Genomic DNA, 11,958 nt, shown 5'->3' on the forward strand with positions numbered 1-11,958 from the left:
GGCGGCGCGGCAAGCAAGGGACGAAGCATACCCGGCGCAGCCGGGCGGACATGCGGGAAAAAGACGCCATTTCCCGGCGATACCGGGCGCTGGCGGAGAGATGAGCAACGCATTTTCTCGCACCCTAATTCCCTCTATGTGGGATTTAATTCTATATTTTGAGATTTTTCAAGCGCTGATCTAGAATTTTTCCCATCGCCCTCGCGTGCCCCCCCCGGGCGCCGGCGGGCCTCAGACAACAAGGTCCGCAGAACCCTGCCGCAACGGCAGCCGGATCCGCGGCCAGAGCCGAGACAGATTCTGATGACTACCGGATTGCCCGCCCGCGCGGCGCTCATCGCGCTGGACTGGGGCACCTCATCGTTGCGCGCCTACCGCCTGGACGAGGCCGGCCGCACCCTGGACACCCGCCATCTGCCCTGGGGCATCATGCGCCTGCCGCAGCCGCTGCAGGACGGAGCGGCCACCGCCGCGCTGTCGGGCTTCGAACTGGCCTTCGAACAGGCTTGCGGCGATTGGCTGCGGTCCGAGCCTTCGCTGCCGGTTATCGCCTGCGGCATGGTGGGCAGCGCCCAGGGCTGGAAGGAAGCCGCCTACCTGGACGTGCCCGTCGACCTGGAACGCATCGGCACGCTGCTGACCGTGGTGGATCGCAACGGCTCCACCCCCGTGCACATCGTGCCCGGCCTCATCCAGCGCCATGGCCTGCCCAATGTGATGCGGGGCGAGGAAACCCAGGTTTTCGGCGTGCTGTTCGACCAGGCGGAAGCCGGCGCGGACAGCGTGCTGATCGGCCTGCCGGGCACGCATTCCAAGTGGGTGAACGCACGCCGCGGCCGCGTTACGCATTTCGACACTTTCATGACGGGCGAGGTCTACGCCGCCTTGCGCGGCCACACCATTCTGGGCCGGACCATGGCGGACGCCGCCAGCGCCGATATGGCCGCCTTCGAACGCGGCCTGAAGGTGGCCGGCGCCCCGGCGGGCCGCGCGGGCGTCCTGTCCACCATCTTCAGCACCCGCGCGCTGGGGCTGACCGGCGAACTCGCGCCCGAATCGCAGGCTGACTACCTGTCGGGCCTGCTCATCGGCCACGAAATCGCCACGCTGGCCGAGATGCTGCGCCAGCAAGGCGAACAGCCCCGCATCGTGCTTTGCGGCGAACCCGCGCTGTGCCGGCGCTACATCCAGGCCATGCGGCACTACGGCCTGGGCACGCCCGAGCAGGCCCAGGACGCCACCGAGCGCGGCCTGTGGCACCTGGCCGTCAGCGCGGGGCTAGTCGCCTCCCCTTCATCGGCTCACGCCTAGGAATCGAACATGAACCATCCTGGTCTGCAATCCGCCATGGCCCACTGCGGCCTGATCGCCATCCTGCGCGGCATTACGCCCGCCGAGGCCGAGCCCGTCGGCCAGGCGCTGTACGAGGCGGGCTTCCGCCTGATCGAAGTGCCGCTGAATTCGCCCGAGCCGCTGGACAGCATCCGCGCCATGCGCGCCGCCCTGCCCACCGATTGCCTGATCGGCGCCGGCACCGTGCTGGATCCCGACGATTGCGCGCGCATCCAGCAAGCGGGCGGAGAGCTCATCGTGATGCCGCACAGCGACGCCGCCGTGATCCGCGCGGCCAAGCGGCTGGGCATGGCGTCCTGCCCCGGCGTGGCCACGCCCACCGAGGCCTTCGCCGCGCTGGCGGCCGGCGCCGACGTGCTGAAGATGTTCCCGGCCGAACAGCTGGGCCCCGCCGTGCTGAAGGCCTGGCGCGCCGTGATGCGCCCGCCCATCGCGCTGGTTCCCGTGGGCGGCATCACGCCCGACAACCTTTCCTCTTACGCCCAGGCGGGCGCCAGCGGCTTCGGCCTGGGCTCCGCCTTGTACAAACCCGGCCTGTCGGCCAACGAAGTCGGCCAGAACGCGCGTGCTTTCATCGCCGCCTGGCAACGCGCCTATCCCGCCCAGGAGACCCAAGCATGAAGATCACCAAGCTCACCACCTACATCGTGCCGCCCCGGTGGTGCTTCCTGAAGATTGAAACGGACGCAGGCATCGTCGGCTGGGGCGAGCCCGTCGTCGAAGGACGCGCGCATTCCGTGGCCGCGGCCGTCGAAGAACTGTCCGACTACCTGATCGGCAAGGATCCCCGCAACATCGAAGACCACTGGACGGTGCTGTACCGCGGCGGCTTCTATCGCGGCGGCGCCATCCACATGAGCGCGCTGGCCGGTATCGACCAGGCCCTGTGGGACATCAAGGGCAAGCACCTGGGCGTGCCGGTGTCGCAGCTGCTGGGCGGCAATGTGCGCGACCGCATCCGCGTGTACTCATGGATCGGCGGCGACCGCCCCGCCGACACCGCCGCGGCCGCCAAGAGCGCGGTCGAGCGCGGCTTCACCGCCGTGAAGATGAACGGCACCGAAGAACTGCAGTACATCGATTCGTTCGACAAGGTGGAAAAGTGCCTGGAGAACGTGGCCGCGGTGCGCGACGCGGTCGGCCCGAATGTCGGCATCGGGGTGGACTTCCATGGCCGCGTGCACAAGCCCATGGCGAAGGTGCTGATGAAGGAGCTGGACCCGTTCAAGCTCATGTTCATCGAAGAGCCCGTGCTGAGCGAGCACTACGAAGCGCTGAAGGAACTGGCGCCGCTGACCTCCACGCCGATCGCGCTGGGCGAGCGGCTGTTCTCGCGCTGGGACTTCAAGCGCGTGCTGTCCGAAGGCTACGTGGACATCATCCAGCCCGATCCCTCGCACGCCGGCGGCATCACGGAAACGCGCAAGATCGCCGCCATGGCCGAGGCCTACGACGTGGCGCTGGCGTTGCACTGCCCGCTGGGCCCCATCGCGCTGGCCACCTGCCTGCAGATCGACGCCGGTTGCTACAACGCGTTCATCCAGGAGCAGAGCCTGGGCATCCACTACAACGCCGCCAACGACCTGCTGGACTACGTCAGCAACCGCGAAGTCTTCGCCTATGAAGACGGCATGGTCGCCATTCCCCAGGGCCCGGGCCTGGGCATCGAAGTGAACGAGGAATACGTGAAAGAGCGCGCCGCCGTGGGCCACCGCTGGCGCAACCCCATCTGGCGCCACGCCGACGGCAGCTTCGCCGAGTGGTAAGCCGATAAAGAGAGAAAGAGGAGACTTCCCTTGTCCACCGCTACCCACGCCGGCCTGCAGGGCGCCCAGCGCCCCACGCGCAGCCGGTACCTCATCATGGTGATGCTGTTCATCACCGTCGTCATCAACTACCTGGACCGCAGTAACCTGTCCATCGCCGCGCCCGCCCTGAAGGACGAATTCGGCCTGGACACCGTGCACGAAGGCCTGATCCTGTCGGCCTTCGGCTGGACCTACGCCGCCATGCAGATCCCCGGCGGCTGGCTGGTGGACCGCGTGTCGCCGCGCGTGCTGTACGCGGCGGCGCTGATCCTGTGGTCGGCGGCCACGTTCTTCATGGGCTTCGCCGGCAGCTTCGTCATCCTGTTCGTGCTGCGCCTTGCCGTGGGCGCGCTGGAGGCCCCCGCCTACCCCATCAACAACCGCGTCGTCACGACCTGGTTCCCGGAACGCGAGCGGGCCACCGCCATCGGCTTCTATACCTCGGGCCAGTTCGTCGGCCTGGCGTTCCTGACGCCCGTGCTGGCCTGGCTGCAGCATCACTACGGCTGGCACATGGTGTTCGTCAGCACGGGCCTGCTGGGCATCGTCTGGGGCGTGCTTTGGTTCATGGTCTACCGCGAGCCGCGCCAGTTCAAGGGCGCGAACGCCGCCGAGATCGAGCTGATCCAGAAAGGCGGCGGGGTCGTCGACCTGGACCGCAGCGTCAAAGAAAAAAAGGCTCCGTTCAACTGGAACGACCTGGGCCTGGTCATGAGCAAGCGCAAGCTCTGGGGCGTATACCTGGGCCAGTTTTGCCTGACGTCCACGCTGTGGTTCTTCCTGACCTGGTTCCCCACCTATCTGGTGAAGTACCGCGGCATGGACTTCATCAAGTCCGGCTTCCTGGCCTCGGTGCCGTTCCTGGCGGCCTTCGTCGGCGTCCTGTGCTCGGGCGTGCTGTCGGACTTCCTGATCCGCCGCGGCGCCACCGTGGGCCTGGCGCGCAAGCTGCCCATCATCCTGGGCCTGTTGATTTCCACGTCCATGATCGGCGCCAACTTCACGGACTCCACGCCGTGGGTGATCTTCTTCCTGGCCGTGGCGTTCTTCGGCAACGGATTGGCGTCGATCACGTGGTCGCTGGTGTCGACCCTGGCTCCCGTGCGCCTGCTGGGGCTGACGGGCGGCGTGTTCAACTTCGTCGGCAACCTGTCCTCGATCTGCACGCCGATCGTGATCGGTTTCCTGGTGACGAAGGACAGCTTCGCGCCGGCGATCGTGTACGTATCGTCGCTGGCCCTGCTGGGCGCCCTGTCGTACATCCTGCTGGTGGGCAAGGTGGAGCGGATCGAGGCCTGATCCTGCCTGCGCCTTATGCCTGAACCTGGGCGCCCCTTGCGGGTGCCTTTTCTTTTTGGGTGCCGCGCAGGGCCTCCGCCAGCGCCTCGCCCGCGGCCATGATGTGCCCGGCCAGCAGCGAGCAGGCCTTGTGCAGGTCGCCCAACGTGGCCAGCAGCCGCGGCATGCCGCAAGGCTGCGCCAGCAGATCGTGCAAGCGCTGGTTGATGGCCTCGAGTTCGGCCACGTCCATGCCTGGCCTGGCCGAGTCCAGGCAGCCGCGCCACGTGCTCCGCCGTGATTCGCGGCAGGGCCTGGCGCAAGGCCAGCGGCTCCGGCGCCGCCCTGGGACTTCCTGCAACCGGAACAGATGGGCGATCTGGTCGAGAATTGGAGCGGGCCGGCTTCGGGCAAGAGGAGATCCTGGGGATCCTGGGCGAGAACTATCTGCGGCTGGCAGCCTAGATGCTGCGCATGCTAACGCAATAGCGTCTGCACCAGATAGACCCAGAAGCTGCCGCCCACCAGGATGAGATCGTCATTGAAATCGTAGTGCGCGTTATGCAGCGCCGCTCCCTGGCCCGCCCCGATATTGATGTAGCAGGCCGGCACCCGCTGCGCCATGAACGCGAAATCGTCGGCGGCCAGGATAGGCGGATGGTCCACGACGCTGTCCTCGCCGAAGTACCGTCGGGCAACCTCTCGGGCCGCGCGCGCGGGGCCGTCGGCGTTCACCAGCACGGGATAGGAAACCGCGGCTTCCCGCAGCTGCGCGCTTGCGCCGAAACTGGCGGCTTGCGACTGGACGATGTCCTGGATGCGCGACCGGATCAGGCTACGCTGCGCCTCGTCGTAAGCGCGGACCGACAGCTTCATCTCGACTTCGCCAGGAATCACGTTGAACGTGCCGCCCCCATGGATGCCGGTCACGCTGACGACGGCGCAATCGTGGGGACTGACGTTGCGCGAAACGATGGTTTGCAGCGCCTGGATTATGGCGGCCGCAACGACGACCGGGTCGCAGGTGAACTGCGGCGACGCCGCGTGCCCGCCCTTGCCGCGGACCTCGATGACCAGGCTGTCGACCGAGGCCATGACCGCCCCGGAACCGATGGTCATCTGCCCGAACGCCAGGGTGGGCGTCGGATAATTGTGCAGGGCGTATACCGAATCGCAAGGCGCGTGTTCGAACAGCCCATCATCCAGCATCGCTAGCGCGCCGGCGCCGCCCTCTTCCGCAGGCTGAAAGATCAGGTTCAAGGTGCCGGAGAATGCGCGCGTCTGCGCCAGGTGCTTGGCCGCGGCCAGCAGTATCGCCGTGTGGCCGTCATGGCCACAGGCGTGCATCACGCCATCATGTTCGCTGGAATACGGCCGCCCGCTGGCTTCGGAAATCGGCAGAGCATCCAGATCGGCGCGCAGTCCGATGGATCGATTGCCGTCCCCGACCTGCAGGGTACCGACGACTCCCGTTCCCCCCACGCCCCGGCGCACCCGGTAGCCCCAGCGCTCCAGGCAATGCGCGACGATGGCGGCGGTGCGTTGTTCTTGATAACCCAGTTCGGGATGGCGGTGGATATCGTGGCGAATGCTCTTCATTTCGTCGAACGAATCGCGCAGGCCGGGCACGATGTTCCGATCCAGTTCATTCATGGCGAGGGGCCTCCTGTACTTGGGAAAATAAGTTCCGGGCGTCATGCATGACGACGCTCCTGGAAGACGCAGGTGGCGGCCAGGCTGGCCGCGAGCATGCCGATGAGGTACCAAGCGGGCGCCATCGGGTTGCCAGTCGCCTTCAGCAACCACGTGACGACGACCTGCGCCGAGCCGCCGAAGATCGTGACGCCGAACGAATAGATCATCGAGACGCCCGTGGCCCGCACGCTTCGGGGCAGCGCCTCGACGATGAGCATGGTGCTGGTCAGCATGTTGATGCCGATCGCCACGATGAGCAGCATCCGGAAGGCCACGGCCAGCCATAAATGGCCCGGAACGCCGAGCATCCAGAACGTGGGGTAGGACAGCGCCATGCCCGCCACGATGGAGAACAGCATGGCCCGTTTGCTACGCTTGAAGCGATCGACGTATTTGCCGGACAGATAGACGGCAACAATCTGCACGGCGGCCGCCAGACAGTTGAGCAGATACGCCGTGGGCGCCGCGACGTGATGGGTTTGCATCATGTATGTCGGCATGTAGAAGAGCACGATGTACACCATTACCGTGCCCGACATGATCATCAGAATGCCTAGCACGAGATCGCTCGCGTGGCGGGTCAACATCTCACGGACGGGCGCCTGTTTCGCAGCGGCGCTGTCGCTCCCGACATGGGTTTCTTCGATGTGGCGCCGGATATAGACGCCGACCGGCACGATCAGCAAGCCCAGGATGAACGGCACCCGCCAGCCCCAGGAATACAGCGCGTCTTCCGACAGGACGGAGGTCAGCAGCAGGCCCAGCGAAGCGCCCAGCAAGGCGGCAATCCCCTGGCTGATGGCCTGCCAGCTCACGAACGCCCCGCGTTGGTTGGCGCCAGCCGATTCCAGCAATAGCGTTGTTGCCGCGCCTACCTCTCCGCCCGCCGAAAAACCTTGCAACAGGCGCCCCGCGATGATCAGTATGGGAGCCCAAACGCCGATCTGCTCATGGGTGGGAGCGAACGCGATCAACGCGGTGCCCAACCCCATCAGCATGATGGTGGCCAGCATGGCGGCCTTTCTTCCCTTGCGGTCCGCGTATGCTCCCAGCACCATGCTGCCCAGCGGCCGCATGACGAAGCCCACGCCGAATACGGCCACCGCCATCAGCAGCGAACCATAGGCCGTGTCGCTGGGAAAATACAGCTTGCCGATCACGGTGGCGAAGAAACTGTAGACCGTGAAATCGAAGATCTCGAGGCCGTTACCCAGACTGGCACCGACGATCACCCGGCGGTTGCCTCCCTTACGGCCGGAGGCTGCCTCGATTCCTCCGACTGCGACTGCTGCCGCCATTCTTTCCACGGTTTCTCCCATTCTGATCGTTGGCACGACGCCATCCGCATGCCCGCCGTCCGGAGGCGGCGAGAAATACGGCGGCAATACGCAGCATCGCCGCCATTCCGTCTTGTATATACAAGAATAGACATGGCGGCGATGACGACAACCTAGGGAAAACCTGACTTACCCGCTACGAGCGAAAAATCTCGGACCGAAGGACAGTCGACGCTCAGCACCCTTGCATGGCCACCTTCCGGCGGCGGACGTTGCCGGCCCGCTGCAGCAGCACCAGGGCCAGGCCGGCCGTGGCGATGACGGCGCCGGCGATCGGTACGGCGGCGTAGCCCAGGCCGGCGGAGATCACCGCGCCGCCCGCGGCCGCGCCCACCGCGTTGCCCAGGTTGAAGGCGCCCACGTTCACCGAAGACGCCAGGCCGGGCGCGTCCTTGGCGGCGCGCATCACGCCCATCTGCAGCGGGGGCACCACCGCGAAGGTCGCCACGCCGAAGATCAGCAGGGAAACCGCCGCGCCGGCCGGCGTGGCCGCGACCCAGGGAAAGGCCAGCAGATCGGCGATGACCAGCACCAGGAAGGCGATCAGCGTGCCGTCCAGCGAGCGGTCGGCCATGCGTCCGCCCAGCCCATTGCCCAGCGTGAAGCCCAGGCCCACCAGTACCAGCATGCCGGTGATGAAGGCGGGCGACGCGCCCGTGATTTCGGCCAGCGTCGGAGCGATGTAGGTATAGAGCGTGAACATGGCGCCCGCGCCCAGGACGGTCGTCAGCAAGGCCATCAGCACGACCGGGCTCTTCAGCACGGCCAGTTCGTGGCCCACGTTGGGACGGCGCCCGGCTTCGCCCGCCGGCAGGGCCCGCCACAGCGCCAGCATGGCGATCAGGCCCAGCCCGGCGGTGGCGACGAACGACATGCGCCAGCCGATCGCCTGCCCCAGCCAGGTGGCGGCGGGCACCCCGCCCACGTTGGCGATGGTCAGGCCCATGAACATCGTCGCCACCGCGCTCGCCTGCTTGTGGCGCGGCACCACGCTGGCGGCGACCAGCGAGCCCAGTCCGAAGAACGCGCCGTGGTTCAGGCTGGTCACCAGGCGGGCCAGCAGCAGCGTCGTGTAGTTGGGCGACAGCGCGGACAGCAGGTTGCCGATGGTGAAAATGGCCATCAGCAGGATCAGCGCCTTGCGCTTGGACCAGCGCGAGAAAGCCAGGGTCATCAGAGGCGCGCCGACCATCACGCCGATCGCGTAGGCGCTGATCAGCATGCCGGCGCTGGGAATGGAGACGTTCACGCCCTCGGCGATGACGGGCAACAGGCCCATGGGGGAAAACTCGGTCACGCCGATGCCGAACGCGCCGACGGCGAGCGCCAGCAATGGCAGGCCGGCCTTCACCGGTTGAGTATCTTGGGGGTTCATGCGGATTCCTCGGTTCGAAAGCGCCGACCGGGGGTTCAGGGGCGCGCCCGCAAGAGAGGCTGGCGCTTGGGAAGGGCCCGGTCGGAAGACAGGCGGCCAGTATGCCGCGTCCATCCTTGCGGAAATAGGGGTAAACCAGCGAAACACTTTTGACTTGGAGTCACGAATATCCCAACAGCCGTTCCGTCTCGCGGGCCAGCGCGACCAGCCTGGGGCCGATGTCGGCCGCCCGCTCGCGGTAGGGCCCGTCATTGGCCGGCACGCCGCAGTTGAAGACGTAAAGCAGCGACTGGTGAGGCCGGCCCAGCGGGGCGGCGAAGCCGTAGGCGTCGGGACGCCATTGCTGGTTGTTGCCGCAATAGCCCTTGCGCTCCAGGTCGCGGCGGGCCGCGGCCAGCGTGGGGAAATGGGCTTCGTAGTGGGCGGGATCGGCAACGCGCAACTGGTTCAGCACCGCCGCGCGCTCCTCGTCGGAAGCCCGGGCCAGCCAGGCCTTGCCGGCGGCGCTGGACAACAGGGGCAGCGAGGCGCCGATATCGGGGCGGGTCTGCAGGGCCTCGTTCGACCGGGCCGTTTCCACGTACACCATTTGCAGGCGGTCGCGCACCACCAGCGACACCGCGCCGCGCGCATGATCGGCAAGCTGCTTCATCAGCGGGCGCGCCAACTGGCGGATCTGCATGCTGGCCAGCAAGGGATAACTCAACGCCAGCACCGACGCGCCCAGGCGGTAGCGGGCGGGCTCGCCTTCGCGCTGCAGGAAACCCAGCTCGACCAAGGTGTGGGTCAGGCGGGCCACGGCGCTGCGCGACAGGCCGGTCTGCTGCGCGAAATCCTTGTTGGCCAGCACGGGCCGGTCCGCCCGGAAGCAGGCCAGGATATCGATGCCGCGCGCCAGCGTGGTGGTGAATTCACGGTCGCGCTCATGCCCCATCGCCGCGCTCCATCATTTTCTCGACGCGCGCGGCCAGAGTCAGCAGGCGCGGCGCGATGCGGCCGCGCAGGTCGCCGGGGCGCAGCCGCGCCACCGGCACGCCGCAATTGAAAACCAGCGCCTGGCCGTCGACCCGCAAGCGCATGGGCACCGCAACCGCATGCACGTCAGAATGCCAATCGCCCTGCCCGACGCAATACCCGTATTCGGCGTAATCGCGCCGCGCCTGCTCCCAGTCCGGCGCGTAGCGGCGCCAGGCCGCCGGGTCCTGCCGCCGCAAGGTTTCCAGCACGGGCTCGGCCTCGCCGCCGGCGCCTTGCGCCAGCCAGGCGCGGCCCATGGCGGACGGCAGCAAGGGCAGCAAGGCGCCGATGTCGGGCCGGAAAGACACGGCGTCGTGTCCGCGGCAGGTCTCCAGATAGACCATGTTCAGCCCGTGGTGCATCCCCAGCGACGCGGACCCGCCCGCCGCGTCGGCCAGGCGCTTCATCAGCGGGCGCGCCAGCTGGCGGACCTTGATGCTGGCCAGCAGCGGATAGCTCAGCGACAGCACGGCCGGCCCAAGGCGGTAACGGCGCAGGCCGCCGTCGTAGCGCAACAGGCCGCGCTGCATCAGCGTGGTGGTGAGCCGGGAGATGGTGGCCTTGGACAGGCCGGTGCGGTCCGCCAGTTCGCGGTTGCTGAGCGCGGGCTCGCCGTGGCGGAACGCCTGCAGCACGGACAGCCCATGCGCCAGCGTGGTGGCGAAGGCGGGGTCGGCATGGCGCTGGCCCGGGCTGGAGGTCATGGTCGCGCTCCTGGTGGCGGGGCCGCCGGAAAGCGCGGCCCGTCCCGCCGATGATAGAGCAGGAGCCGCCCGCCACGCGCAAGCGGCGTTCAAGATATAGAAACATTTGTCTCGCATCCGCCGGCCTTTTGCTAGCCTGGATTCAACACGGCGCCACCGCGGACAAGAACGGCTCGGCGCCCCATGACACGGAGACTAGCCATGATCAGGGACCCCAACGGATTCCCCCAATTCCTCGACTCGCTGCGCCGCTACGTGCGCGAACGGCTGGCGCCGCGCGAGGCCGAGGTCGCCCGATTGGACGAGGTGCCGCAGGATCTGGTGGCCGACATGGCCGCCCAGGGCCTGTTCGGCTATTCGATCCCGGAGCAGTATGGCGGCGCGGGCATGACGACCGAGGAGCTGGTCCTGGCCGCCATGGAACTGTCGCAATGCTCGGTGGCGTTCCGCGCCCGGGTCGGCACCAATACCGGCATCGGGTCCGAGGCGCTGGTGGCCGACGGCACCGATGAACAGAAGGCCCGCTACCTGCCGCGGCTGGCCTCCGGCGAACTGACCGGCTGCTTCGCGCTGACCGAGCCGCAGGCCGGGTCCGACGCCACCGCGCTGCGCACGACCGCCGTGCGCGACGGCGGCCACTACGTGCTGAACGGCGAGAAGTGCTTCATCACGAACGCGCCGCTGGCCGGCCTCTTCACGGTCATGGCGCGCACCGATCCCGACGCGCCGGGCGCCAAGGGCATCACCGCCTTCATCGTGGAACGCGAAACGCCCGGGCTGTCCACCGGGCAGCCCTACGACAAGATGGGCCAGGCCGGATCGCCCGTGTCCGCCGTGCATTTCCAGGATTGCCGCGTGCCGGCCGCGAACATCATCGGCGGCAGCGAGGGCATGGGCTTCAAGACCGCCATGAAGGTTTTGAACAAGCAGCGCATCCATCTGGCGGCGCTGTGCATCGGCCCGGCGATCCGCATGCTGGACGACACGCTGCGCTTCGTGGCCGAACGCCAGCAATTCGGCAAGCCGCTGATGGATTTCCAGCTGATCCAGGCCATGCTGGCCGATTGCCAGACCGAAATCCAGGCGGCCCGCGCGCTGGTGTTGCAGACCGCCCGCGAACGCGACGAAGGCCGCGACGTGACGCTGAACGCGTCGATCTGCAAGTACTTCTCGTCGGAGATGTGCGGCCGCGTGGCGGACCGCTGCGTGCAGATGCACGGCGGCTACGGCTACATCGCCGACCACGGCATCGAACGCTTCTACCGCGACGTGCGCCTGTTCCGCCTGTACGAGGGCACCAGCCAGATCCACCAGTTGACCATTGCCCGCCATACGCTGACCCAGGCGGGCTACACGCCCGGCCGCTAGGCCGGACACACCGGGACCGCAGC

At 67.4% G+C, this 11,958-nt stretch carries 11 protein-coding genes; 5 read left to right on the plus strand and 6 right to left on the minus strand.

Going from position 1 to position 11,958, the window contains the following annotated elements:
• Positions 1 to 303 precede the first annotated feature (303 nt).
• Genes JL37_RS20995 through JL37_RS21010 form a run of 4 tightly spaced genes read left to right on the plus strand, consistent with a single transcriptional unit; the run spans position 304 to position 4,460 of the window.
• Positions 304 to 1,311: a 2-dehydro-3-deoxygalactonokinase gene (locus JL37_RS20995; RefSeq protein ID WP_043546506.1), complete on the plus strand. Its 1,008-nt coding sequence runs from the start codon at positions 304 to 306 to the stop codon at positions 1,309 to 1,311.
• Positions 1,312 to 1,320: 9 nt separating this feature from the next.
• Positions 1,321 to 1,974 carry a 2-dehydro-3-deoxy-6-phosphogalactonate aldolase gene (locus JL37_RS21000; RefSeq protein ID WP_043546508.1) on the plus strand — a complete coding sequence of 218 codons (654 nt, stop codon included), beginning with the start codon at positions 1,321 to 1,323 and terminating at the stop codon, positions 1,972 to 1,974.
• Positions 1,971 to 3,119 (plus strand): galactonate dehydratase, encoded by a 1,149-nt coding sequence (dgoD, locus tag JL37_RS21005; protein ID WP_043546509.1) that lies wholly within the window; start codon positions 1,971 to 1,973, stop codon positions 3,117 to 3,119. The genes JL37_RS21000 and dgoD overlap by 4 nt, the downstream gene beginning before the upstream one ends.
• A gap of 30 nt (positions 3,120 to 3,149) precedes the next feature.
• Positions 3,150 to 4,460: an MFS transporter gene (locus JL37_RS21010; protein ID WP_043546512.1), complete on the plus strand. Its 1,311-nt coding sequence runs from the start codon at positions 3,150 to 3,152 to the stop codon at positions 4,458 to 4,460.
• A gap of 13 nt (positions 4,461 to 4,473) precedes the next feature.
• Here JL37_RS21010 and JL37_RS21015 read toward each other — a convergent pair whose 3' ends face one another.
• From JL37_RS21015 to JL37_RS21040, 6 genes are all read right to left on the minus strand, one after another.
• Positions 4,474 to 4,692, minus strand: coding sequence for a hypothetical protein (locus tag JL37_RS21015; protein ID WP_043546514.1), 219 nt, complete (start codon positions 4,690 to 4,692; stop codon positions 4,474 to 4,476).
• A gap of 224 nt (positions 4,693 to 4,916) precedes the next feature.
• Complete coding sequence (locus tag JL37_RS21020; RefSeq protein ID WP_043546515.1) at positions 4,917 to 6,092, minus strand: amidohydrolase; 1,176 nt, start codon at positions 6,090 to 6,092, stop codon at positions 4,917 to 4,919.
• A gap of 41 nt (positions 6,093 to 6,133) precedes the next feature.
• The gene (locus tag JL37_RS21025) at positions 6,134 to 7,432 is read right to left on the minus strand and encodes an MFS transporter (RefSeq protein ID WP_052097475.1); all 1,299 of its coding nucleotides are present in this window, start codon (positions 7,430 to 7,432) and stop codon (positions 6,134 to 6,136) included.
• 214 nt (positions 7,433 to 7,646) lie between these two features.
• Complete coding sequence (locus JL37_RS21030) at positions 7,647 to 8,846, minus strand: MFS transporter (RefSeq protein WP_043546516.1); 1,200 nt, start codon at positions 8,844 to 8,846, stop codon at positions 7,647 to 7,649.
• Positions 8,847 to 9,006: 160 nt separating this feature from the next.
• Positions 9,007 to 9,780 carry an IclR family transcriptional regulator gene (locus JL37_RS21035; protein WP_043546518.1) on the minus strand — a complete coding sequence of 258 codons (774 nt, stop codon included), beginning with the start codon at positions 9,778 to 9,780 and terminating at the stop codon, positions 9,007 to 9,009.
• Entirely contained in the window at positions 9,770 to 10,567 is a 798-nt protein-coding gene (locus tag JL37_RS21040) for an IclR family transcriptional regulator (RefSeq protein WP_043546519.1), read from the minus strand. Before JL37_RS21040 ends, JL37_RS21035 begins: the two co-directional genes overlap by 11 nt.
• A gap of 201 nt (positions 10,568 to 10,768) precedes the next feature.
• Here JL37_RS21040 and JL37_RS21045 point away from each other — a divergent pair, with 201 nt between their 5' ends.
• Positions 10,769 to 11,935: an acyl-CoA dehydrogenase family protein gene (locus JL37_RS21045; protein WP_043546520.1), complete on the plus strand. Its 1,167-nt coding sequence runs from the start codon at positions 10,769 to 10,771 to the stop codon at positions 11,933 to 11,935.
• Positions 11,936 to 11,958: the final 23 nt, after the last annotated feature.

The organism is Achromobacter sp. RTa (assembly GCF_000757485.1).
Classification (GTDB): domain Bacteria; phylum Pseudomonadota; class Gammaproteobacteria; order Burkholderiales; family Burkholderiaceae_B; genus Achromobacter.

What these genes read in the sequence shown, in the direction of transcription:
- JL37_RS20995 (WP_043546506.1), top strand. Translation starts at nt 304, where the DNA reads ATGACTACCGGATTGCCCGCCCGCGCGGCGCTCATCGCGCTGGACTGG.
- JL37_RS21000 (WP_043546508.1), top strand. Translation starts at nt 1,321, where the DNA reads ATGAACCATCCTGGTCTGCAATCCGCCATGGCCCACTGCGGCCTGATC.
- dgoD (WP_043546509.1), top strand. Translation starts at nt 1,971, where the DNA reads ATGAAGATCACCAAGCTCACCACCTACATCGTGCCGCCCCGGTGGTGC.
- JL37_RS21015 (WP_043546514.1), bottom strand. Translation starts at nt 4,692, where the DNA reads ATGGACGTGGCCGAACTCGAGGCCATCAACCAGCGCTTGCACGATCTG.
- JL37_RS21020 (WP_043546515.1), bottom strand. Translation starts at nt 6,092, where the DNA reads ATGAATGAACTGGATCGGAACATCGTGCCCGGCCTGCGCGATTCGTTC.
- JL37_RS21025 (WP_052097475.1), bottom strand. Translation starts at nt 7,432, where the DNA reads ATGGCGGCAGCAGTCGCAGTCGGAGGAATCGAGGCAGCCTCCGGCCGT.
- JL37_RS21030 (WP_043546516.1), bottom strand. Translation starts at nt 8,846, where the DNA reads ATGAACCCCCAAGATACTCAACCGGTGAAGGCCGGCCTGCCATTGCTG.
- JL37_RS21035 (WP_043546518.1), bottom strand. Translation starts at nt 9,780, where the DNA reads ATGGGGCATGAGCGCGACCGTGAATTCACCACCACGCTGGCGCGCGGC.
- JL37_RS21040 (WP_043546519.1), bottom strand. Translation starts at nt 10,567, where the DNA reads ATGACCTCCAGCCCGGGCCAGCGCCATGCCGACCCCGCCTTCGCCACC.
- JL37_RS21045 (WP_043546520.1), top strand. Translation starts at nt 10,769, where the DNA reads ATGATCAGGGACCCCAACGGATTCCCCCAATTCCTCGACTCGCTGCGC.